The organism is Sulfitobacter faviae (assembly GCF_029870955.1).
GTDB lineage: Bacteria > Pseudomonadota > Alphaproteobacteria > Rhodobacterales > Rhodobacteraceae > Sulfitobacter > Sulfitobacter faviae.
Map to the genome: position 1 here is coordinate 20,706 of NZ_PGFQ01000004.1, position 22,659 is coordinate 43,364.

Sequence of the window (22,659 nt, forward strand, 5' to 3'; positions counted from 1 at the left end):
CGGGGCAGGCGCGGCCATCAGTTCGGTGCTTTGCGTTAGGGCGCGTTCATAAACGCCCTGTCGTCTGCCAATGGTGGCCATGTGGCGAGGCGGGCCAGCCAGTCGGCGGTTCTGAAGATTAGCCGCCGCGGATCTGGCAAGAGGTTCGCGCAATCGCTGATTGAGGGTCGCTGCGGCAGAGCTTCAAGCAGAGCGCTATCGCTACGGGCAGGGGTGGTCGGCATCAGCGAGCCACCAAGCACTATGAAGTAGGCAAAGATCGGGGTCTCTTGCTGCAATGTCCTGCGCAGGGCGCGGAAAGCTTCGGGCTGCAGGCGGTCCGTTGGGGCCAGCGCCATGGTGTAGTCCGTTTCGGCCATCTCTAGCGCCAGCCGCAGAAGGTCGCTTCGGTTGCCTACGGGGCTATCGGTGCGGATGATGTGTGCAGAATGCGTCGCCGCGAAAGTCTGGAGGCGCGCGAAGGTGCTGTCATCGCCTGCATGAAAGACCAGTAGGGCGTCTTCTGGTCCTTTGGCCTGCACCAGAGCGTCTAGAGTCAGATCAAGATCTGGGCCTTCGTTTTCTGTGGTCATGACAAAGGTCAGCATGGCAGCCGCCCACCTGTCATTTGCAGGCCAATATGCAGGGCAAGAACGGGGTCTTGGTGGATCAATTGTGCCTCTTCCTGTGGACCAAGTGTAGCTTGCCAAAACCGCTGTATAGAGACGAGAAGCTCGTCATGCCACCTTGGATCAATATGGTAGTAGATCCAGTCGAAAAGTCCGCTGGTGAAGGTCTGAAAGGCCAACCGTAGGGCGGCTGGCAGGCGGGCGCTGACCTTTTGCAGGGAGGTGATGGCACCGATCCGCTCGCGCCCACGGAAGTTGGTCATTCGGCCACCACCGGGCGATACAGTATGTGTGGCACAGATGCGGTCTGACGCCAGAATAGTACTTGCTTTGGCAAAGCTTTCCCAATGTGGGGCGATATCTTCGTGGAGCATGAGATCGGGAAAACTGATCCCAGCCTCACGCAGAAAACCAGTACGGTAAATCTTGTTCCAAGGGTAGTTGGCGGTCTGAGCCAGCCAAGCTACGGCCTGTCCTGTCACGGGCGTAAGGTGTTGCCCACCCATGCCTGCCAGCCGCCAAAGCGCATCGTCATTGGGCATTTGGTGCCAGCGCCCCCGTGCGATCTGACGCGTGTCAGCATGGCGGAATAAACAAAAGTCAAAATCACGCCCCGCCAGATCGCGCCAAAGCGGGATGATCTGGGGCGTGATCATATCGTCACTGTCAAAGAACAACACATGGTCGGTTTCGATCTCGGCCAGCCCAATATTGCGGGCGGGGCCGGGGCCGGTGGCCGTGTCTTGTCGGATGATTTGGGCCAGCTCCGAGGCAACCGGCTCTGCCGAGCCGTCATCAACCACGACGATCTGGTCAAACACCCCCAGTTTACCGGCTTCCGCCAGAAGCTGGTCTAACGCGACATGATCGTCACGTACGGGAATGACCAGACCAAGGCTCATGGCGATCAGACGACGAAAAGGCGCAGGTCGATGAAGGACAGGCGGAAATTGGAGGTAGGCAGGAAGAAAATCAGCTCACGCCAGGCCGCTTCCATCGGCATTGGCTCGCGGTAGTGGACCGGGATCGCATCAACATGGCTGGCCTCTTCGGGGCGAAACAGCAGATGCTTGTCGAAAAAATAGTCGGAAAAACCGTCCGGTCCGCCCGAGCGTATGCAGGCACGGGCCACGAAAACTTCAGGCGCGGCAATACGGGCGGCAAAGCCGATGCTGCCCACATGGTGCAGTTTCTCAGCCGGGAGCCGCACATGCAGCCCACACCAGCCGCCCTGGCCGTGAGTCTGGGCCTCCATTTCCAGAACGCGCCCTCGGGCGAACTGTAGCGCCCCGTCAGCCCCAAGGCAGGATCGGCATGAAGGTCCAGTCCCGGCAAGAAATGCAGATCTGTGGCCAGATCTCCTTCGCGGGTTTCATGGCGCATAATGGCAAGAGCGTGATTGGCTTGCCCATCGGGGCCGAGAGCGATGTTATCCATTTTCTTCCTCTTAAGAGACTGAAGGGATTTAGAAAGCAGATGCGCCGGAATATCAACCACTGCGGGCAGGCTGTTGGGCTTTGGATTACTTCAACGTTGCGAGATAGCTGCCATAGTCATTCTTGGTGAACATCTCGGCACGCTCTGCAAGGGCCTCTTCGCTGATCCAACCATTTTTAAAGGCGATCTCTTCCAGACAACCGGTTTGCAAACCCTGTCGTTCGGTCAACGTGCGGACAAAATTTCCCGCGTCCAACAGGCTGCCATGGGTGCCGGTATCCAGCCAAGCATAGCCGCGCCCCATGCGTTCAACCTGCAATTTGCCCGCCCGTAGATACATCTCAAGCAGTGAGGTGATCTCCAATTCACCCGCGCCGATGGCTTAACCTCTGCTGCACGTTTCGGCGCATCTCCGTCGAGGAAATAGAGGCCCGTTACCGCGTAGTTCGAGGGCGGCACATCGGGTTTTTCGATGATCGCTCGGGCTTTGCCATCCGCATCAAAGCCGACGACCCCGTAACGTTTTGGGTCAGAGACGTGATAGCCAAACACCGTCCCCCCTTCGATGCGCGCATCTGCGGCGGCCAGCATATCCGGCAACCCGTGGCCGAAAAAGATGTTGTCCCCCAGCACCATGGCCGATGGCGCACCGGCAAGAAAGTCTTCGGCCAGCAGATAGGCTTGGGCCAGACCATCGGGATTTTCCTGCACGATGTAGGTCAGGTTGATCCCCATTGGCTGCCGTCGCCCAATGTCCGGATGAATTGTTCTTGATCCTGCGGCGTAGTGATCATGGCGATGTCACGGATGCCCCCGAGCATGAGAACCGAGAGCGGGTAGTAGATCATCGGCTTGTCGTAGATCGGCAGCAGTTGCTTCGAAATTCCCATGGTGATGGGGTATAGCCGTGTGCCAGATCCTCCAGCGAGAATGATGCCTTTGCGTTTGCTCATGATCGGGCTCCAAGGTCTTTGAGTATATCTGTGAGCGTCTCACGCCAGTCGGGCCGCGGGATGTCGAAAATGGTCTCAGTGGCGCGACAATCCAGACGGGAATTCAGCGGTCTTTGGGCCGGGGTTGGATACTCGGAAGAGGGGATGTCCGTTACCGTGCAATCAAGCTGTGACCGCGCGAAAATTTCACGGGCGAAATCGGCCCAGCTGACATCCGGCGCGCCGGAGAAATGGTAGGTTCCGCTTTTGGTTGGGTCGCTCATCAATTGCCGCGCAATGGCATGACAGGCGGCAGCGATCTCGGCAGCGTCGGTGGGGCCGCCGATCTGGTCGGCGACAATGTTAAGCGCGTCACGCTCTGCCCCGAGCCGCAGCATGGTTTTGACGAAGTTCGACCCATGGGGCGAAACCACCCAAGAGGTGCGCAGGATGGCATGGGTGCCCCGCGCCGTTCTTACCGCCTGCTCTCCGGCCAGTTTGCTGCGGCCATAAGCGCCAAGAGGGGCGGTTCGATCCTCCGGCTGCCATGGCAAGTCGCCGCCGCCGTCGAAGACGTAATCGGTCGAAATCTGGACGAAGGGGATGGCCAGTGCCGCACAAGCACGGGCCATGGCACCGGGGGCCGCCCCGTTGATCGTGGTGGCGCGCAGTTCTTCCTCTTCCGCCTCGTCGACAGCCGTATAGGCCGCCGCATTGATTACCGCCTCGGGACGCTTTCTGTGGATCAGGGCGGCGCAGGCCTCTGAGTTTTCGAGATCGGCGGCGTCACGGCCGTAACATTCCGTTCCCTCCAAGGCGGCGAGTTCGCGCGCGACCTGACCCGTTTTGCCGAAGACGAGGATGGTCATGTGCTCACCCCTTGGTGCCAAGCCGTTGGCCCACGCCATCGCGGTTCTGCAGCGCGCGCCACCAGTCCTCATTATCGAGATACCATTGTACGGTCCGCTCCAGCCCTTCTTCGACCGTCACCGACGGGCGCCAGCCCAGTTCATCACGGATACGGCTGGGGTCAATGGCATAGCGCAGGTCATGGCCCGCTCGATCCTGCACAAAGGTGATCTGATCGGCGTAGGGCGCATCTTTGGGGCGCTTTTGATCGAGAATGCTGCATATGGTTTTCACAAGGTCGATGTTGCGCGCCTCGTTCTCGCCGCCGATGTTGTAGCTGCGGCCCAAATCGCCTTTCTCCAGCACCAGCAGCAGCGCGTCGGCGTGGTCTTCTACATAGAGCCAGTCGCGCACGTTCAGCCCTTGACCGTAGACTGGGATCGGCTTGCCTGCCAAGGCGTTCAAGATCACCACCGGCACCAGTTTTTCAGGAAAGTGGAAGGGCCCGTAATTGTTGGAGCAGTTCGTCAACACGACCGGCAGACCATAGGTCTCATGCCATGCGCGGACCAGATGATCGCTAGAGGCTTTGGAGGCGGAGTAGGGCGAGCGCGGGTCATAAGGCGTGTCTTCGGTGAACATGCCATCTGGCCCGAGGGAGCCATAGACCTCATCCGTCGAGATGTGGTGAAAGCGGAACCCTCCCGGCTTGCCCTGCGCCACCCAATAGCTCCGCGCGGCTTCGAGCATGTTGTAGGTGCCGGTGATATTGGTCTCGATGAAATCCCCGGGTCCGTCGATTGAGCGGTCCACATGGCTTTCCGCGGCCAGATGCATCACCGCGTCTGGCTGGTGTGCCACTAGAATACGATCCAGCCCCACACGGTCGCGAATGTCGGCATGCTCAAAGGAGTAGAGCGGATCATCCGCTACGCTGGCGAGATTTTCGAGACAACCCGCATAGGTCAACGCATCGAGGTTGACGACCTCATGCCCCGCGCCACCGCCAGCCGCACCACTGCTGAGCCGATAAAGCCCGCGCCGCCCGTCACCAGAATCTTCATGTCGTTTTCCCATAGGTAAATGGGCTGTCGAAAGCCGCCCAATGAGCGGCCTTGGCGTCTTTGTCAGAGAGGATTGCCTCCCCGTCTATGCCCCAATCGATGCCAATATCAGGGTCGTCAAAACGCACAGCCCCATCGCATTCGGGCGCATAGTAATCGGTGCATTTATAAATGATCTCTGTATCAGGCGCGCGCGTCGCAAAGCCGTGCAAAAAACCTTTGGGGATCAGCAGTTGCAATCCATTCTCAGCGGTCAAGTCATAGCCGACCCATTGGCCATAGGTCGGACTGCCCTTGCGGATATCCACCGCCACATCGAACAGCGCGCCTCGCCCACAGCGCACCAGCTTGTCCTGCGCGTGGGGCGGGGCCTGAAAATGCAATCCGCGCACGGTCCCCACGGCGGCAGAGAGCGAGTGGTTGTCCTGCACGAAATCAAGGGTGATCCCATGTTCCGCCAGTCTCTTGTGGTTCCAGCTTTCTGAAAAGAACCCACGTGCATCGCCGAACCTCGCGGGTTTTAACAAGAGGACCCCCGGTAGGGCGGTTTGGGTTACTTGCATGGCGGCGTGATCCTTGAAGGTTTCACACTTTCCATAGCAAGCAATAGAGTCGGTGTCATGGGATGGAATAAGAGGGCGCGTTTGCAAACCAGCAGAACAAGCCCTTTCTGCCAGTAACGCTTACATTAACCCCTCTTTCTTCAGGAATTTGCTTTGAAAGCTCCAGCTTTTGCTGGCCATGTCTGTCATAGAAAATGAAACTGGTGTATCGCCTCTTAGAAAATGCCTTTTTAGAGAATGCCCTTTATGACCACGACAGCCCTGACCCACCTGCAGCGCCTTGAGGCGGAGAGCATTCACATCCTACGAGAGGTTGCCGCGGAAGCCGAAAACCCCGTGATGCTTTACAGCGTTGGCAAAGACAGCGCCGTCATGCTGCATCTGGCAAAGAAAGCTTTCTATCCGGCACCGCCGCCCTTTCCGCTGCTGCATGTCGATACGACGTGGAAGTTTCAGGACATGTATGCGCTTCGGGACCGCGCAGCGAGCGAGGCCGGGATGGAGTTGCTGGTGCATCAAAACCCGAAGCGGCAGAGCAGGGGATCAACCCATTCGACCACGGCGCGCTGCATACTGACATGTGGAAAACCGAAGGCCTGAAGCAGGCACTCGACAAGCACGGTTTTGATGTGGCTTTCGGCGGTGCGCGTCGCGATGAGGAGAAATCCCGCGCCAAGGAGCGCGTCTTTTCTTTCCGCTCGGCAAACCACCGGTGGGATCCCAAAAACCAGCGCCCGGAGCTCTGGCGGCTTTACAATGCTCGCAAAGTCAAGGGCGAAAGCGTCCGCGTCTTCCCGATCTCGAACTGGACCGAGTTGGACATCTGGCAGTATATCCACCTTGAGGGGATTGAGATCGTTCCGCTGTATTTCTCGGCGCCGCGGCCCACTGTCACGCGCGATGGGATGATCCTTATGGTGGATGACGACCGTTTCCCGCTAGAGCCGGGTGAGGCGCCTGAAATGCGCTCGATCCGCTTTCGCACCCTGGGCTGTTACCCCTGACCGGCGCGGTGGAGAGCGAGGCAAAAACGCTGCCCGAGGTCATTCAGGAAATGCTGCTAACCACCACATCTGAGCGGCAGGGGCGTGCGATCGACCATGATCAGGCGGCCTCGATGGAGAAAAAGAAGCAAGAAGGTTATTTCTGACGCTTCCTTTCTTTTCCGGCCCTTCCATTTAAGCAGAGACATTGCCCCATGACCGCCCAAAATCCGACCTATAAGACCGACGCCCTTATTGCCGAAGACATCGACGCCTATCTGGAATTGCACCAGCATAAAACCATGCTGCGCTTTATCACCTGTGGCTCTGTCGATGATGGCAAATCCACACTGATCGGGCGGCTGCTTTACGACAGCAAGATGATCTTTGAGGACCAACTGGCGACCCTTGAGGCTGACAGCAAGCGTGTTGGCACCCAAGGGCAGGATATCGATTTCGCCCTGTTGGTGGATGGTCTGGCGGCGGAGCGGGAGCAGGGCATCACCATCGACGTCGCCTACCGTTTCTTCTCGACCGAGAAGCGCAAGTTCATCGTGGCCGACACGCCGGGCCACGAACAATATACTCGCAATATGGTCACCGGCGCCTCGACTGCCGACCTTGCAGTGATCTTGATAGATGCGCGCAAAGGCGTGCTGACCCAAACCCGTCGCCACAGCTATCTCGTGCATCTGTTGGGCATCCGACATGTCGTGTTGGCCGTCAACAAGATGGACCTCGTGGATTACGATCAAGCCACCTATGACCAGATTGTCGAGGATTACCGGACATTCGCTGAAAGCATCGGGCTCTCCGATTTCACGGCCATTCCGATCTCGGGCTACAAGGGCGACAATATCACGGGCCCGAGCGAGAATACCCCTTGGTACAAAGGCCCGGCGCTCCTGCCGCATTTGGAGGCGGTGACGCTAGAAAGCACAGTCGAGCAATCTGAACCCTTCCGGATGCCAGTACAATGGGTGAACCGGCCCAATCTCGATTTCCGCGGTTTCGCGGGCCTTATCGCCAGCGGGCAGCTGCGCCCGGGTGATCCGGTCCGCGTCTTGCCCTCGGGCAAGACCTCGACCATCGGGCGGATCGTCAATCTGGATGGTGACCGGGAACTCGCCGTTGCGGGGGAGTCGGTGACCGTAACCTTGGCGGATGAAATCGACTGTTCGCGAGGGCAGGTGATCGTGGCAGCACAGTCCCCGCTCGAAGTGGCGGACCAGTTCGAAACCACGCTCGTTTGGATGGACGATGCCGAACTGGTTCCGGGGCGCGCCTATGCCCTTAAAATCGGGGCGCAAACGGTGTCGGCGACCGTTCAGCAGCCTAAACATGAGGTCAACGTCAACACTCAGGAACATATCGCGACAAAGACCTTGGAGTTGAACGCCATCGGGGTCGCAAACATCACGACTGACCGCGAAATCCCCTTTGCTCCTTACAGCGAGAACCGAGAGCTGGGCGGCTTCATCCTGATCGACCGGATCACAAATCGCACTGTGGCCGCTGGCATGATCAATTTCGCGCTGCGCCGCGCTCAGAACATTCATTGGCAGGCCACGGATATTGGCCGTGACCACCATGCATCGATGAAACACCAAAAGCCTGCGGTGCTTTGGCTTACCGGGCTTTCCGGGTCCGGCAAGTCCACGATCGCCAATGTCATCGAGAAAAAGCTCGCCCGAATGAACCGTCACACCTTCCTTCTGGACGGCGACAACGTGCGCCACGGGTTGAACAAGGATTTGGGCTTTACCGAAACCGACCGGGTCGAGAACATCCGCCGGGTGGGTGAGGTGGCAAAGTTGATGACGGATGCCGGTCTCATCGTCATTACCGCCTTCATTTCGCCCTACCGTTCGGAACGGGACATGGTGCGCAACATGATGCAGCCCGGCGAATTTATCGAAGTTTTCGTCGACACACCGCTCGACGTGGCTGAGAGCCGGGACGTGAAAGGGCTTTATGCCAAGGCGCGCGCTGGTGAGTTGAAGAACTTCACCGGGATCGATGCGCCCTATGAGGCGCCGGAAGCGCCGGAGTTGCGCATCGATACAACGGAGCTAAGCGCGGAAGAAGCGGCTGATTTGATTATTGAGAGGTTGATCCCAGAGCACTAATTCCTGACCTCCAATGACACCTGAACGGCGGCATTTGTAGGTACGAGCTAACCCTAGCCTCCATGCCTGTGCCCTGCTCCCCAACGTTGGACCACCGGAAGCTGGATTTTCCCGGCCGTTTCACGATGACGGGCTGGTGACGCCATCGGGATAATGCATGGTGATCGGGACGTTGTATCCGATCGCGCTGTGGGGACGATCCTCGTTGTAGTGCCGACGCCAACCTTCCAACTTTTCACGGGCGTCGGCAAGGCTCATGAACCAGTGTGCGTTCAAGCACTCCGATCGAAGCTTGCTGTTGAAGGCTTCGATGAACCCATTGTCCGTCGGCTTACCTGGCCGTGAGAAGTCCAGCGTGACGTCGTTGGCATATGCCCAGAGATCGAGATCCCGAGAGATAAATTCGCTGCCATTATCGACACGAATGGTGTTCGGACAGCCGATCCTGCCGCAGACTTCTTCAAGCCTTTGAACCACGTCCTCGCCGCGGTAGCTGAACCGCGGTGTGAACGGCGGAGCAATACTCGGCCACGGTAGCGACGGCATAGTGTTGTCGCGGGCGGCGTAAAAGTCGTCCACTTTTGCCCTTTCGGATTTCGGGAGGGCTTGGGGATATACACCGTGGACTTGTATTTGAAGGTGCGTCACGCTCATTTCCAGGATGGATTGAGCGGGCGTCAGATTGCCCGGGATTTTGGGATCAGCCGGGACAGTGTTGCGAAGATGTTGGCCTATTCGGAACCGCCGGGATATCGGCGGACAGCGCCGATCAGGCGCCCGAAGCTGGATGCGTTCACCAGCCAGATGGACCAATGGCTTGCTGAAGACAGGAGCCGCCCTCGCAAGCAGCGTCACACCGCCAAGCGTATTTTCGAGCGGTTGCGGGACGAGTGCGGTTTTGATGGCAGCTACACCATCGTCAAGGATTACGTTCGAGACCGGAAGCGGACCGGCAAGGAGATGTTCGTGCCGCTGAGCCATCCGCCCGGTCATGCACAGGCCGATTTTGGTGAAGCGCTTGTCGTGATCGGCGGCGTCGAGCAGAAGGCACACTTCTTTGCCCTCGATCTGCCGCACAGCGATGCATGCTACATCCGGGCCTATCCTGCGGCCAATACCGAGGCGTGGCTTGACGGCCATGTCCATGCCTTTGCGTTCTTCGGCGCGGTTCCCCAGTCGGTTCTTTATGACAATGACCGCTGCCTGGTAGCCCGGATTCTGCCGGATGGCTCCCGGCAAAGAACCCAGCGGTTCAGCGCGATGTTGTCGCATTACGTGATCCGGGACCGCTATGGCCGTCCCGGCAAGGGCAATGACAAAGGGGCCGTGGAGGGGCTGGTCGGCTACGGACGTCGCAACTTCATGGTGCCGATCCCGTCCTTTCCGGACTGGCACGCGTTCAACGCTCACCTGGAAGAGCAGTGCCGCAAGCGCCAGGGTGATGTTCTGCGTGGCCACAAGGTCAGCATCGGGGAACGGCTGAAGGCCGATCTCGCGGCGATGCGGGATTTGCCCGGCACTCCCTTTGAGGCCTGTGAGTTGCAAAGTGGCCAGGTCACATCGACATCGGTGGTGCGTTATCGCGGCAATGATTACTCGGTGCCGGTTGCCTACGGCCACCGTGCGGTCTGGATCAAGGGCTTCGTGACCCGGGTTGTCATCGGCTGCGGCGCCGAGGTGATCGCTGAGCATTCGCGCTCCTATGACACCGGCGACATGGTGTTTGATCCACTGCATTACCTGGCGCTGATCGAACGCAAGATCATGTCCTTCGATCAGGCCGCGCCTCTGCAGGGCTGGGAGTTGCCCGAAGCGTTCAAAACCCTGCGCCGACTGCTGGAAGCCCGGCAGGGAAAGGCCGGCAAGCGCGAGTATGTGCAGGTCCTGCGCCTTCTGGAGCGCTTCGAGATTGACGTGCTGCATCTTGCCGTCAAAGATGCCCTGCGAATGGGAGCGGTCAGCTTCGATGCAATCAAGCACCTGATCTTGTGCAGGGTCGAGCAAAGGCCTCCGAGGCTGGATCTGGATGTCTATCCCTTCCTGCCCAGAACCAACATCACCACCACCTCCGCCGCATCCTACATGAGCCTGCTGGCAGGAGGTGGGGCATGACGGATGCACCCGAACTGCTGCTGGCCCACCATCTCAAAACGCTTCGGCTGCCCACGTTCCTGCGTGAACATGACAAGCAGGCCCGTATCTGCGCCGCTGAAGGCGTAGATCACGTGCGTTACCTGGCCCGGCTGACCGAGCTGGAACTGATCGACCGGGAACGGCGCATGGTGGAACGCCGGATCAAGGCCGCAAAGTTCCCGACCATCAAAAGCCTGGACAGCTTCGACTTCAAGGCGATCCCGTCGCTCAACAAGATGATGGTGCTGGAGCTGGCGCGCTGCGAATGGATCGAACGCAAGGAGAATGTGATCGCGCTCGGTCCCTCCGGCACCGGCAAGACCCATGTCGCCCTCGGGCTGGGACTGGCTGCCTGCCAGAAAGGATTGCCTGTCGCCTTCGTGACCGCCGCAGCCCTCGTGCACGAGATGATGGAGGCCCGCGACGAAAAACGCCTCCTGCAACTCCAGCGCAAACTCGCCAAGGTCAAACTGCTGATCATCGACGAGCTGGGATTCGTCCCCTTGAGCAAAACCGGCGCCGAGCTTCTGTTCGAGCTGATCTCACAGCGCTACGAGCGAGGGTCGACCCTGATCACAAGCAACCTGCCCTTCGAGGAGTGGACCGAAACCTTCGGCACCGAACGCCTGACCGGCGCGCTGCTGGACCGGCTGACACACCACGTCAACATCCTCGAGATGAACGGCGAAAGCTACCGCCTCAATCAAAGCCGCGCCCGCCTCGCCGCCGCTAACAAATGAACCTCACAGAATTGGCCTGACGGCCAATGCGCCTTGGACCGGGCTTGCTATATGAGGGCCGCACGCTCCAAGGCGCTCGCCCCAAACTGGCCGACTTTTGCTCCGCCACAATGGCCGAATTTTACTCCGCCATTGACACAGAAATGTCACTGGGTTTGCAAAGCAGGAATGTCACTACTGGGCGCGACGGTAGCAAGGCTTTGCAGCCCGGAGACCCCACATATCGAAGGGCCGAAAAGCCTTGCGGGGATTGGCTTAGAGACCCAGCTTCCGTTGTTCGGTCTGATTGTAGAATGCTCTGACGCCGTCTTCGCGCACGATCTTTTCAAAGGCACGCCACGCAAGGACATCACCAAAGAAGGGCGGATTGTCTGAAATCGTCAACGTGCCGAATTGGTTCTCAACTGACAGGATCCAGCCGGGATCGATGCTGGTCTTGTAAATCTCGACGTCAAAGTGATGCCCGTCGATGGTGACGGTCTGGGTGTATTCGGAAAAGATGATCTCTGGCTCGTCCTCAGTCATACCGTCGATTTTGGCCTATTCCGCCGCCTGCGCAATCTTCTTCTTGGCTTTCGATCCTGAGGGCCTGCCAGGACGCCGCCCATTCGGTTTATAACCCATCTTCTCGGAATTTGTCCGCACCTTCGGCTTTGGCGGCGCGGCGTCCTGCATCTCCTTGATGTGTTCCAGAACTGCGCTCAGGTTTTTGTTGCTGGTGATTGCCGCATGGGTGACGCGCTGATCCATGTCGAAGACTGTGTAGGGCAGGGAGCGGCCTTTGGAGCGCACCTCGAACCGGCCATCAACAAAGGCGTAGGTGTCCACGTATTTGCCAACCAGCCCGCGCGTGATGTCACTCTCTTCGAGCATGATCCGCTTGCGGTCGTAGGAGAACGTTAACTGCCTGCCGACATAGCGGTTCTCGCGCCAGCACAGCACATCTGCCAGCCGATCCGGTTCGACATTGAGCGCGCGATGCAGGTTGTCCGACCTGGCCGGGGCCTTGGCGAACCTGGCGTTGTGGCGGTCTTTGAAGCCTTGCAAATAGGCGTTTCCAGCTTCCATGTCTGAAATGCCCGCGATGCGCAGTTCCTTGACCAGCCGATCCTGCAACGTGCGGTTGGCGCGTTCGACACGGCCTTTGGCCTGGCTCGAATTGGCGCAGAGAATCTCGATGTTCAGCTCACTCAGCGCCCGACCAAACTGGGTGATCCGCGCACCACCCTTGGCGTCCTCTTTGGAGACACGGAACACCGTGTGCTTGTCAGAATAGAACGCGACCGGGCGACCGTGTTTGTGCAGATAGCTTTCCAAAGCTTCAAAGTAGCTGAACGTGCTCTCTGTCTTCACAAACCGCAGTTCCATGAGCGTGCTGGTCGCGTCATCGATGAACACAAGCAGGGTGCAAGGTGGTGCGCGGTCTTCAAACCAGCGATGGTCCGAGCCGTCGATCTGGATCAGCTCACCGAAGCATTCCCGGCGCAGGCGAGGTTGATGAAACTGGCGGCGCTGCTTGCGAGACAGCCAGATGCCATCTTCAACCATCCACTTGCGCACCGTCTCACGCGAGACCTTTAACCCATGATGTTCGGCCAACATCTCAGCCGCAAGCGTCGGCCCGAAGTCCGGATAATGTTCCTTGATGACGGTCAGCGCATAATCGCGTTTGGCTGAGTGGATTTGGTTGTTCGGCGCGCGCCCACGCGACTTGTGCCGGATCGCAGATGCACCGTCCTGGCGATACCGCTTCAAAAGCCGAAACACTTGCCGCCGTGTCAGGTCCAGCATGTTCGCCGCGTTGTCGACGCTCAGCCGCGCATCATCGACCTGCGCCAAAACCTCAACCCGGTTCAACTCGCGCTCGCTCATCGTCACCCATCCCATGTCCACTAATCCTCGCTACCGTATGCAAGGAGAGTGACACTTCTGCTTTGCCGATGGGTGACATTACTGCTTTGCGGCTACAGCCAAAAACCCAATAATACTGATTATGTGAAATAAGTACAAAAACGTTAGGCGCCGTGGCATATTTCTTCTTAGCTAGCTACCCTCTGACATGACCAGCCAGCCCCTTCTTTACGAAAGCTGAGCGGCACCTGAAGGCCCAATCTTCAAATTTTGCTCGATCATCTGGGTTCGAGGAAAGCCCCGTAACTTGCCCCTAATGTTAACATTCTTACCTTTTTGTCACCTTGGCAGTTTTCCAATGATCAATACAAATTGTTGCCAATGGTAATTATATAAAGAATTGATTTAATTAGATTTTAATGGCCGCGAGCTCCGATATTTCAATCCTATACACCCACCATTTAGGAGGGATTGCCAAATTCATGCTCATTATTGAAATATCCATATTAAACTGAACAATTTGCCTCAATCAACCGGTAGGGGACGCTATGAAATTGACGGGAGTGGTGCCAGCTGAGAAAGGTTTCTGATAAGGTTGTATGGAAAATTGCGCTGACCGTACTCTGGAAAAATTGAAGCAAAATGTCCTGTTTTTGCGCCCGATTTTTTGCGCTAAGCAAAGGATTCTTTACCTCTACACTTGAGAGTAATAGAATTATACCTTTGTTTTTATTGATTATTTGATGGTCTGCCAAGCTTACCAGACTACTCCACCCGCCCCCAGATCGAGAGATACCCTAATCTAACCTCATTTGCGAAGTATCCACATTGAAATAAACATTTCGCCTAGCTCAAGCGCCTGCGGAAGTTATACTTAGCCTCGGGCTGACCTGCCGCGGGATTTTTCCTCCACTATCGATTAGAGTCCGGCCCAACTTGAGGACGGACAATGAAGCGAACGAGATTTACGGACGAGCAGATCATCGGTATCCTGACGGAGCACGAGGCGGGCGCGAAGTGCGCGGACCTGTGTCGCAAGCACGGCATGTCTGAAGGCACCTTCTATAATTGGAAGGCCAAGTTCGGCGGCATGACAGTGTCGGAGGCCAAGCGTCTGAAAGCGCTCGAAGATGAGAACGCGAAGTTGAAGAAGCTGCTTGCCGAGCAGATGCTGGATCTCGCGGCGATTAAAGAGCTGGTTTCAAAAAAGTGGTGACGCCTGCCGTGAAGCGCGAGGCGGTCGCGCATCTGAAGGCCCGCTTCGGGCTGTCGGAACGGCGGGCGTGCCGGATAGCCGGAGCGGATCGCAAGATGGTGCGCTACCGATCACAGCGTGCGCCTGACACTGTGCTACGTGGCAGGCTGCGCGAGTTGGCCAATGAGCGACGTCGGTTCGGCTATCGGCGGCTCTTCGTGCTGCTGCGCCGCGAGGGCGAGCCATCCGGCATTAACCGCATCTATCGGCTCTATCGCGAGGAGGGACTGACGGTGCGCAAGCGGAAGGCCCGGCGCAAGGCTGTCGGGGCGCGGGCGCCGATCCTGGCTGAGGCGCAGCCCAATGCACGTTGGTCGCTGGATTTCGTTCACGACCAATTCGCGAATGGACAGCGCTTCCGGGTGCTAAACGTGGTCGACGATGTTACCCGTGAATGCCTGGCGTCGATCCCGGACACTTCGATCTCGGGACGCCGGGTAGCGCGCGAGCTGACGGCTCTGATCGAGCGCCGCGGGAAGCCGGGGATGATTGTCTCCGACAATGGGACGGAACTGACTTCGAATGCGATCCTGCGGTGGTGTTCCGAGCACCGGGTCGAATGGCACTACATCGCGCCGGGCAAGCCCATGCAGAACGGCTTCGTGGAAAGTTTCAACGGGCGGATGCGCGACGAGCTGCTCAATGAGACCATGTTCCGTAACCTGCCTCATGCCCGCGTCGTGATCTCGACTTGGGCCACCGACTACAACACCGAACGCCCGCATTCAGCCTTGAATTACCAGACCCCGGCTGACTACGCGCGGACCCTGACCAACGCAATCGCCAGATGGCGTAAACACTAACCGGGCTCCGGTCGCGACTGGATGAAAGTTCAGTGGCAGGTCACGGCTGCCGAACTTGTTTGCTCGTCAGCGGCGATACCCAAACCATGTTCGGATCAAACCAGATTGTTAGAGAACCGCGACGTCTAACGCCTCGTTGTCAGTACTACATCTATATGTAACCAGAAAGTCTAGAAAGCTTCATGGCTCGCTCTCGCTTTTCATCAATAGAATCAAAATTTGCTTTTAACATGTCTTCTAGGCACTGAGTTGAGTTCAGCAGATCGAGCCAATCACTTCCAAGGTCACATACAGATTTATGTTTGACACTGTAGTAATCGTCTCCGGTAGCAACGTATGCTCCTTTAGCTCCAACCCGTGCAGCAAGCAAATGTAAGTGAAATCGCGTTGATATACATACGTCATTCTTCTTTATCGGCAGGCCGTTGCGCAACATATCAGTTTTTGTATAAACTCTAATATCTATACCTAAAGCCGCTTCGAGTTTCTTAAAAAAGACCTGATCGGGCCCATCATGGAACTGTAGATACTTTATATCGAATGTACCTTCGTACCCATCAATAAACTTAAGGATGCGGTTCAAAATTCTATCGTGTGATTCATCTCCTGCAAGATTTGATTGCACGCATATATTAATCGAAGTTTCAGTGTTTTCTGGAGAACCTTCAACACGAACAGGCGTTATAAACGTATCATCTGAACCAAAAACTATATTACTACAGGGATATTTCCGAGAAAATTCCTCGTAGCTTTCGATGTCCCGTACCTCAATCAGATCAAACCTAGATATAATTTCGTCCACAGACTGTCGGTTCTTCTGGAGTACGGGGGTCACCCCTACCCCAGTAGCTATAAGTGGAACATTCAAGGCAAATGAAATCTCGCTAAGTAACGCAGCCATTCCCCATGGCTCGGCATAACGCTTGTTCCAGTAACCCCCGCCAAAGAACTGAATCGCTTCAAGCTCGAGAAGGCGGCCTCTATGTTCCTCTGACGATAAAATATCAAGGGCGGCCTTCTTTCCCGCAAGTATGTTATGCTCAATATGATCCTCTGTAACACCCCTTAAGGTTTCGACCGCGCGGCGAAAAATTTCGTGAAAACCGGTTTCCAAGCTAAAGTTGCTGCTCGCAGAATAGAAGCTTTCAAGCCAACGGTCTGGTCGAACAACACACAAGCTCAAGTCTGCCCTATTGTCACCGTAGTAGCTGATCCAACGATCCAACATATAGTCATCGCCGAAGTTTCCACACCCGCCGAAGCCGTATAAAATTCTCCAAGACACCTTTTTTCCCTTCTGCGCGCTCAGTTTCTTAGCTGCCTTAAGGCGACTAGACCTTAGTATGTATAGGTTAATTCTTTTCTTTGCTACAACGCCAAATCCCGCACCAACTTATCAATTATACGCTTTCCGTTGTCTGAAAGCCCTTCGATTGAATTTGCAGCTTGAAGGCAACTTCCTAAATACTCCATATCTATACTCCCCGAATCTCTACTCTCGGGATATTCATCAAAGTTGGAATCAAATAATTTTGACCGCCCTAAAATATCACATAACACCTTGTTGCTTTGTGAAAACTTATGCATAAAAGAGATTGCCTCGTCTTTTGAGGGAAGAAATTTCTCGCTCTGCAAGCTGGAAGGTAAGTTTTTCCAAATTTTTTTTAGATCTTGAATGGATACACCGCATCTCTTCAACTTCCACATTAATCGGGATTCTTGCTCAGTAGCAGATTGGTTCAACAGAATTCTTTTGCGTCGTAGGCAATTAATACCAATCAGGTTATAGAAATCTTCAACTGTATCCTGGCCAACGAGGCTTGACCGATGGTAGATGCGAATTATAATTTCGGCTTTTGGGAAGGCATTGGACCATCTCAGGTATAATTTGTCGTAACTTAGATAAGTTTCCGCTGAAGCTCTCAGCTTGATGGGTAAAGGTGCGTCTTCAACCCCCATCAATATCATTTGCTGGGGAGTCTTAACTCCTTGGGACTTTAGTGAAACCGCCATTCTATCTTGACGGCGAAGGTATATAATAATTTTTATGTTTGCAAATATATCATTCAATCCGGCACTCAATTTACTTACGTCATAATCAGAAAGTAGGCTTAAATCTTCAGAGCTAATTATTGTATTTAGTTTGCTTTTGCGGAGATCCTGAAGGATTGTTTCGTACACTGGTTCAACAATTCCGAAATTGGCATCTCTTGTATAGCTCCAAGACACCATTCTATTCAGGTTTGGACCCGCATAGCGCTTTTTGAAATACTTTAATCCATGAAGTAACTGTAAGCGCCAACGATCTTTGGAAAGAGAGCTTTGAAGTGATGATGTGCCTGTCTTGTGTAGACCAATATGCAGATATAGGGTTCGATCGTTCTTACCGGCTCTGATATGCTGGTGGTCAGTTTTCGCATTTTGGGAAAGCGTGGGGCCCAATCTATTTTGGGTCATATTTTTTGCCTCATAGGTAGTTAGCTGACGCGTTTAGCCCTGGCTAATGCTACGCCGGCCATTGTTAGTTCTTTATGAAGCCAGGTTGGCCCTAAACTGATTGAGTACTTGGCCCAACTGGCTAGTCTGATTATGTGGCGCGTTGTCTGTGATTCAAGGCAGCGTTTTGTGGCCTTGTCCATTTGATTGCTAAAATAGCCGTAGAGCGCTACGTCGGAACGATCACCTATTCGGCTATAGCTAAGGCGCTTGGCGAGACTACGCGTTTGGGGAGTGTCGGCTAACTTAGCAATCAAATGGACAAGGAGGTTTGCCATATAAGTCTATGAATGGCATCTGCCAGCTGACAGACATCGCTGGTTCTCAGCACCAGAAGTCAGTATTCAGCGCTGGAAGGGCAGTTGATCGGGCTTACCTCATCAGGCTGTTGCTAATTTAGATTTGAGCATAGGAGGCCTGAATATTCCCGAAGAGGAAGCCCAAAACTGTTCTGTCAAATTAGACCACCTCTGTAGGTGAAACATAGCTTGTGGCTTTCGAAGGTGATCATCGGCGTTTCACTATCCGGCCTGCGGCTCTACGTCCCCATCTCAATACCGCTTTAATCGCCACAATAGTTGCCTCACCGGTCAATTTTTTTTTGTAGTTCAATTTGCCAGTTCGCCTTGAACGCGTCCCAATCGGCGACAAGCCGGGGGTGGGGGCTGGGATAGGCTTCACGCACCTTGGGGAGCAGGTCTGTCAGATAACGTTTCTGCGGCCCGAAATAGAGATGAACGAAAGGGATATCTTCGCGAATTACGATGGTTTTATCGTTGGTGTCGCAATAGATATTCAGCATCTCTTCGTCGTCTACACCGCCCGTGGCAACCTTGGACCAAAGGTCGCGCTGAAACAGCATGACGTTGATGGAAAAGCGCACGCTAGGGTCGAATTCGACGGCGCCAAGACCGGCTGTCAGCGATTTGAACCGCTCCGGCTGCAAGGTGGTCTCTTCGTGAATCCAACGGGCCAGATGTGGGAATTGCCAGACGGTGCCCCAGCCGCCGGGATCGGCAGCACCGGGTTCTGTGATACGGAACTCTTGATAGCCGGGCACATATTCACCAGCTATATGGCTATGTTTCATGATCCCGGCGTAGGTGTCCTGCAATTCCGGCAGGCTGGTCAACCGGTGGAACCCATAGGGGTTATTGTTCACCAGACCACTGACATAGGCAATTTTGTCAGGGTCTTGCTCAGCATAGGTTTCGATCATCCCTTCAAGCCAGCCGGGGTGATGGGGAATGCGTCATCGTCCAACTTTAGGATGTATTCGGCGTCGATATGGTTTTCGATCGCGTCCTGGATGCCAAAAAATGCTGGCTGTGCCTTCATCGGGTTCAACCAATGTACCCGGCCGTAGTTCTGGCGGGAGGTGAACCGGCACATATCTTCGCAGATATCCGCCCCAGGCATCCCATGGCAATTAGACAGCAGGTAGATCGGCACCGACTGCGGGGTGGTGGCTAGAACCTGACTGATGGTGATGTCGAGCGCCTCGAAATCATTGCAGGTCAGGATGAGGATCGCTGTGTTTGAAAGGGAAATCATGAATTTGTCCTGCGGTCTTTATAGGCGCGTAGCAACCGCCCCCGGATGCAGTACAGCTTTGCGATAAGCAAGACGGCATGTAGGAAGCGGAAGGGTGCTGAAATCTCACGTTTGCGCAGATAGGCGGTATCGGTGAAGGGAACTACATCCAGATAGGCCCCCTGTGCGCGCGCGTGTAGCAATGGGTTGTTTTCCACGATTGGCAATGGATCAGGGGTCTTCCAAGCCGAAGGTTTGATCCAGTCGCGCAGCACGGCGCGAATGCGTGGCCGTTCGCCGCCCCCAAGGCGGGCCTGCGTCTCGGGCATGTCTGATACGTCCTCAGCGGTGGCCAAATCGGTCTTATCGTCCTTCGCCACCAGCCTGTCTTTTTCCGAAGGCGCCTTAGGGATCGGCAGCGGTTTGGAAGCCATGCCGCGGACATGTTTAAGCGTCTTGCCGATATCCGACTTTTGCAGGCGATCCGGCCCCGCCATAAAATCGGACAGGGCAGCGTTGAACATCCGTTGGCGGTCTGCCTGTAAGCTCAGCATCAGGTAGCCCGCGATCTGGAACAACTGCTTCGCCGATAGGCTCAGGCCCTCGGAATTGCGCGCCCGCAGGATCAGGTCATTGCGGATGTCATAGTAATAATAGGCGGGTGCGCCCTCCTCTCCGTGGGCCACGACAAGGTTGGGCGGCACGATCGTCGGCACATCCTGCGCCCGGCTTTCATAGCCGAACATGATGTCATCGCGTTTGATGAACTGTTTTTCGGGCATGGTGGGTGTTGGCCCGTTTAGGTCTACCATCAGACTCCACCAGCCGCTGAAATCAGCCTCGTAATAGCCGTAAACCCGGTGCCGATCCCATCCTTGTAGGTCAGAAAAGGGGTTGATCAGATCGATCCCAAAAGTGTGAGAGCCCGATACATTCGCTCCCTGCTCCTTCACGATCCGCTCAGGCACATTCAGGATCTCGGCCATCGTGCCCACATGCAAATTTTTTGCAAAACAGGAGATGGCATAAAGCCGGTCAATGAAATCGGTCAGGATCGCGATGTCATCATCCATGATGACAAAATGCCGGTACCCCTTTTCTTTGAAATGGGCATGACCCGCCAAGAAGCCGCCCGTACCGCCAACGTTTGGCAGCCCTTTGACCTCTGCCATCGCAAGGCCTTCGGGCAGCGGATCACCGTTGTTAACCACCAAAAGGTCCAGCACCCCGGCCGCATAGGCCGCACTCTGGGCCAATGTCTCAAGGTTGGGCAAAAGATAGGCCGCTTTATTGTAGGTCGTGATCGACACACCAAGCGGCTGCAGGATCTTGGGCTTGGGCGTGGTCCATGCCAACAAATCGATCGACAGGTCGCCTTCCCAACTCAGCTCGAAATAGAGCCTATAGGGTCTTTTGCTCAGCTTCACCGGGATCGCGATATCCGCCGCACCGGTTCCGACTTCCTCATGGATGAGGAGAGGGGCCATGTTGGCTGTTCGGCTCAAAATACGCAGCCGCCAATTGGACGCCGAAAAGCGCGCTAAACCAGTGACCGTCTTCAATCTGCAAATGCGGAAATAATGCTCAACGGGAAGAGCATTTAGGACAGTGTCATAACTGCGAATTTGGGTGTGGTTACTGGTAACGAAATGGGGGGCGGTCCGGTCGATGTAAGCCCCGTTGAGTTTGTCAGGGTTTCCGAACCTGTCGTCATCGACGCAACGCATCAAGATCAAATGATCTACGCTGTCGATATTGGTTGTCAGTGGAATTGTGGCTTTTGCTGATGGGGTCATTTAATCGGCTTTAAAATAAGAAATTGAAAGGAACCATGAACCATCGCCTGTAGCGATTATCCTGCCACCCTGATGCGGGTCAAGCGGCAGTTCATGCCAGCGCCGCCTCAGTATTGCCGATCTGCGCCAGATGGGCGCGCGCCACATCCAGCGCTTCGCGGATGGTCACATCCATGTCCAAATACCGATACGTGCCCAAACGCCCCACAAAGGTGACATTCTCTACCCCGGCTACCAGCGCTTCATATTCGTCCAGCAGGGCTTTTTCTTTTACCTGCCGGATCGGGTAATAGGGAATGTCGTCCTCCCCGCAGGCGCGCGAGAACTCACGGTAGCAGACCGACCCCTCATGCTCTTCCCAAGGCGCGAAATGCTTGTGCTCAGTGATGCGGGTATAGGGCACATCTTCTTCGCCGTAGTTCATCACGGCGCAGCCCTGATAATCGCCTTCATAGGTAAACCGTTCAAAGTCCAGCGTACGATACCCCAGACGCCCAAGTTCATAGTCAAAGAAACCGTCCAGCGGACCTGAGTAATACACATGGTCATAGTCGCTCACCTGATCACGGGTGAAGGTGGTGTTCAGATGCACAGTGATTGCAGGGTGGTCGAGGATACGCTCGACCATGGCGGTATAGCCGTTCTCTGGCATGCCTTGGAAACGGTGGAAGAAGTAGTTGTCATCGTAGTTGAAACGCACTGGCAAGCGCTTGAGGATCGAGGCGGGCAGGTCCTGTGGGCTCATGCCCCATTGTTTGATCGTATAGCCCTTAAAGAAAGCCTCATAAAGGTCGGGTCCGACAAAGCGCAGCGCCTGTTCTTCAAAAGTCTGAGGATCGGTGATTGTGGTGTCGGCCTGCCCTTCGATAAAGGCGCGCGCCTCATCCGGACGCAGGGTTTTACCGTAGAACTGGTTGATCGTATGCAAGTTAACTGGAAGGGAAAACACCTGCCCCTTGGACGTGGTTTTGACGCGGTTCTTATAGGGCAAGAAGGTCTCAAACTTGTTGACGTAATCCCAGACTTCTTCATCGTCGGTGTGGAAGATATGAGGCCCATAGACATGCACCATAACGCCTGTATCCGCATCACGCACCGTGTGGCAGTTACCGGCAATATGATCGCGGGCCTCTACAATTGTGATCTGATGACCCGCTTCGGCCAGTGTACGTCCAATGACCGCTCCGGACAGCCCAGCGCCAACGAGAAGAATATGCATTAAAAAAGTGACCTTGATTGCTATCGGCGGGTGCCAGTTGTGCCAGATGGTGACCGCAGACTATGTGCTGCAATCATGAAGGCGCGTACTGAATGTCATACCCAAAATCGGGGTACAAGGTAAAGTAGACCGCATGGCCGCCGATATCTGCTATACGCTAGGTTTTCGTGCATAGCTGCTAACAACACGTTGGGCCCGCCGTCTGAAGTCGAAGCCCTTGATCGGCTCTGGTGGCCAACATAACTTGCATCAAAACACATCAAGGCTG

At 55.6% G+C, this 22,659-nt stretch carries 16 protein-coding genes and 5 pseudogenes; 5 read left to right on the forward strand and 16 right to left on the reverse strand.

Going from position 1 to position 22,659, the window contains the following annotated elements:
* Positions 1–35: 35 nt before the first annotated feature.
* From CUR85_RS18420 to rfbC, 7 genes and pseudogenes are all read right to left on the reverse strand, one after another.
* A complete protein-coding gene (locus tag CUR85_RS18420) occupies positions 36–587 on the reverse strand; it encodes a hypothetical protein (protein ID WP_280323088.1) in 552 nt (183 codons plus the stop codon).
* Complete coding sequence (locus CUR85_RS18425; RefSeq protein WP_280323089.1) at positions 581–1,510, reverse strand: glycosyltransferase; 930 nt, start codon at positions 1,508–1,510, stop codon at positions 581–583. The genes CUR85_RS18420 and CUR85_RS18425 overlap by 7 nt, the downstream gene beginning before the upstream one ends.
* A 5-nt stretch (positions 1,511–1,515) precedes the next feature.
* The gene (locus CUR85_RS18430; protein ID WP_280323090.1) at positions 1,516–1,863 is read right to left on the reverse strand and encodes a hypothetical protein; all 348 of its coding nucleotides are present in this window, start codon (positions 1,861–1,863) and stop codon (positions 1,516–1,518) included.
* A gap of 267 nt (positions 1,864–2,130) precedes the next feature.
* Positions 2,131–2,998: pseudogene (gene rfbA / locus CUR85_RS18435) on the reverse strand (glucose-1-phosphate thymidylyltransferase RfbA).
* Positions 2,995–3,846, reverse strand: a complete 852-nt coding sequence (gene rfbD, locus CUR85_RS18440; protein ID WP_280323091.1) for a dTDP-4-dehydrorhamnose reductase — start codon at positions 3,844–3,846, stop codon at positions 2,995–2,997. Before rfbD ends, rfbA begins: the two are co-directional and overlap by 4 nt.
* A gap of 4 nt (positions 3,847–3,850) precedes the next feature.
* Positions 3,851–4,890, reverse strand: a pseudogene (gene rfbB, locus CUR85_RS18445) (dTDP-glucose 4,6-dehydratase).
* Positions 4,887–5,453 (reverse strand): dTDP-4-dehydrorhamnose 3,5-epimerase, encoded by a 567-nt coding sequence (gene rfbC / locus CUR85_RS18450; RefSeq protein ID WP_280323092.1) that lies wholly within the window; start codon positions 5,451–5,453, stop codon positions 4,887–4,889. The pseudogene rfbB and the gene rfbC overlap by 4 nt, the downstream one beginning before the upstream one ends.
* A 246-nt stretch (positions 5,454–5,699) precedes the next feature.
* On the opposite strand from rfbC, the pseudogene cysD reads away from it, so the two are divergent.
* Both cysD and cysN read left to right on the forward strand, forming a co-directional pair.
* A pseudogene (gene cysD, locus CUR85_RS18455) lies at positions 5,700–6,603 on the forward strand (sulfate adenylyltransferase subunit CysD).
* A 48-nt stretch (positions 6,604–6,651) separates the two neighbouring features.
* Complete coding sequence (gene cysN / locus CUR85_RS18460) at positions 6,652–8,565, forward strand: sulfate adenylyltransferase subunit CysN (protein WP_280323093.1); 1,914 nt, start codon at positions 6,652–6,654, stop codon at positions 8,563–8,565.
* Between the two features lie 120 nt (positions 8,566–8,685).
* Here cysN and CUR85_RS18465 read toward each other — a convergent pair.
* Positions 8,686–9,081, reverse strand: a pseudogene (locus tag CUR85_RS18465) (integrase core domain-containing protein); the annotation flags it as partial.
* Between the two features lie 96 nt (positions 9,082–9,177).
* Here CUR85_RS18465 and istA point away from each other — a divergent pair.
* Both istA and istB read left to right on the forward strand, forming a co-directional pair.
* Complete coding sequence (gene istA / locus CUR85_RS18470; RefSeq protein ID WP_139246466.1) at positions 9,178–10,677, forward strand: IS21 family transposase; 1,500 nt, start codon at positions 9,178–9,180, stop codon at positions 10,675–10,677.
* A complete protein-coding gene (gene istB, locus CUR85_RS18475) occupies positions 10,674–11,438 on the forward strand; it encodes an IS21-like element helper ATPase IstB (RefSeq protein ID WP_058317429.1) in 765 nt (254 codons plus the stop codon). The genes istA and istB overlap by 4 nt, the downstream gene beginning before the upstream one ends.
* Before the next feature lie 255 nt (positions 11,439–11,693).
* On the opposite strand, the gene CUR85_RS18480 is transcribed toward istB, so the two are convergent.
* Both CUR85_RS18480 and CUR85_RS18485 read right to left on the reverse strand, forming a co-directional pair.
* Positions 11,694–11,963, reverse strand: coding sequence for a hypothetical protein (locus CUR85_RS18480; protein WP_088636303.1), 270 nt, complete (start codon positions 11,961–11,963; stop codon positions 11,694–11,696).
* A 15-nt stretch (positions 11,964–11,978) separates the two neighbouring features.
* Complete coding sequence (locus CUR85_RS18485; RefSeq protein ID WP_280323098.1) at positions 11,979–13,325, reverse strand: ISNCY family transposase; 1,347 nt, start codon at positions 13,323–13,325, stop codon at positions 11,979–11,981.
* A gap of 913 nt (positions 13,326–14,238) precedes the next feature.
* On the opposite strand from CUR85_RS18485, the pseudogene CUR85_RS18490 reads away from it, so the two are divergent.
* A pseudogene (locus tag CUR85_RS18490) lies at positions 14,239–15,372 on the forward strand (IS3 family transposase).
* Positions 15,373–15,498: 126 nt separating this feature from the next.
* Here the strand turns inward: CUR85_RS18490 and CUR85_RS18495 are convergent.
* The 6 genes from CUR85_RS18495 to glf form a co-directional block, all read right to left on the reverse strand.
* On the reverse strand, positions 15,499–16,632 hold the full coding sequence (locus CUR85_RS18495) for a polysaccharide pyruvyl transferase family protein (protein WP_280323100.1): 1,134 nt from the start codon (positions 16,630–16,632) through the stop codon (positions 15,499–15,501).
* Between the two features lie 83 nt (positions 16,633–16,715).
* Positions 16,716–17,789, reverse strand: a complete 1,074-nt coding sequence (locus CUR85_RS18500) for a hypothetical protein (RefSeq protein WP_280323101.1) — start codon at positions 17,787–17,789, stop codon at positions 16,716–16,718.
* A 637-nt stretch (positions 17,790–18,426) separates the two neighbouring features.
* The gene (locus CUR85_RS18505; RefSeq protein ID WP_280323102.1) at positions 18,427–19,062 is read right to left on the reverse strand and encodes a hypothetical protein; all 636 of its coding nucleotides are present in this window, start codon (positions 19,060–19,062) and stop codon (positions 18,427–18,429) included.
* Positions 19,059–19,397, reverse strand: a complete 339-nt coding sequence (locus CUR85_RS18510; RefSeq protein WP_280323103.1) for a hypothetical protein — start codon at positions 19,395–19,397, stop codon at positions 19,059–19,061. The genes CUR85_RS18505 and CUR85_RS18510 overlap by 4 nt, the downstream gene beginning before the upstream one ends.
* Complete coding sequence (locus CUR85_RS18515) at positions 19,394–21,172, reverse strand: glycosyltransferase family 2 protein (RefSeq protein WP_280323104.1); 1,779 nt, start codon at positions 21,170–21,172, stop codon at positions 19,394–19,396. The genes CUR85_RS18510 and CUR85_RS18515 overlap by 4 nt, the downstream gene beginning before the upstream one ends.
* A 91-nt stretch (positions 21,173–21,263) precedes the next feature.
* Positions 21,264–22,391 carry a UDP-galactopyranose mutase gene (gene glf, locus CUR85_RS18520; protein WP_280323106.1) on the reverse strand — a complete coding sequence of 376 codons (1,128 nt, stop codon included), beginning with the start codon at positions 22,389–22,391 and terminating at the stop codon, positions 21,264–21,266.
* Between the last annotated feature and the right edge of the window lie 268 nt (positions 22,392–22,659).

Bases quoted from the DNA above. Each gene is read 5' to 3' on its own strand.
- CUR85_RS18420 (WP_280323088.1), bottom strand. From the start codon at position 587: ATGCTGACCTTTGTCATGACCACAGAAAACGAAGGCCCAGATCTTGAT.
- CUR85_RS18425 (WP_280323089.1), bottom strand. From the start codon at position 1,510: ATGAGCCTTGGTCTGGTCATTCCCGTACGTGACGATCATGTCGCGTTA.
- CUR85_RS18430 (WP_280323090.1), bottom strand. From the start codon at position 1,863: ATGGAGGCCCAGACTCACGGCCAGGGCGGCTGGTGTGGGCTGCATGTG.
- rfbD (WP_280323091.1), bottom strand. From the start codon at position 3,846: ATGACCATCCTCGTCTTCGGCAAAACGGGTCAGGTCGCGCGCGAACTC.
- rfbC (WP_280323092.1), bottom strand. From the start codon at position 5,453: ATGCAAGTAACCCAAACCGCCCTACCGGGGGTCCTCTTGTTAAAACCC.
- cysN (WP_280323093.1), top strand. From the start codon at position 6,652: ATGACCGCCCAAAATCCGACCTATAAGACCGACGCCCTTATTGCCGAA.
- istB (WP_058317429.1), top strand. From the start codon at position 10,674: ATGACGGATGCACCCGAACTGCTGCTGGCCCACCATCTCAAAACGCTT.
- CUR85_RS18480 (WP_088636303.1), bottom strand. From the start codon at position 11,963: ATGACTGAGGACGAGCCAGAGATCATCTTTTCCGAATACACCCAGACC.
- CUR85_RS18485 (WP_280323098.1), bottom strand. From the start codon at position 13,325: ATGGGATGGGTGACGATGAGCGAGCGCGAGTTGAACCGGGTTGAGGTT.
- CUR85_RS18505 (WP_280323102.1), bottom strand. From the start codon at position 19,062: ATGATCGAAACCTATGCTGAGCAAGACCCTGACAAAATTGCCTATGTC.
- CUR85_RS18510 (WP_280323103.1), bottom strand. From the start codon at position 19,397: ATGATTTCCCTTTCAAACACAGCGATCCTCATCCTGACCTGCAATGAT.
- CUR85_RS18515 (WP_280323104.1), bottom strand. From the start codon at position 21,172: ATGACCCCATCAGCAAAAGCCACAATTCCACTGACAACCAATATCGAC.
- glf (WP_280323106.1), bottom strand. From the start codon at position 22,391: ATGCATATTCTTCTCGTTGGCGCTGGGCTGTCCGGAGCGGTCATTGGA.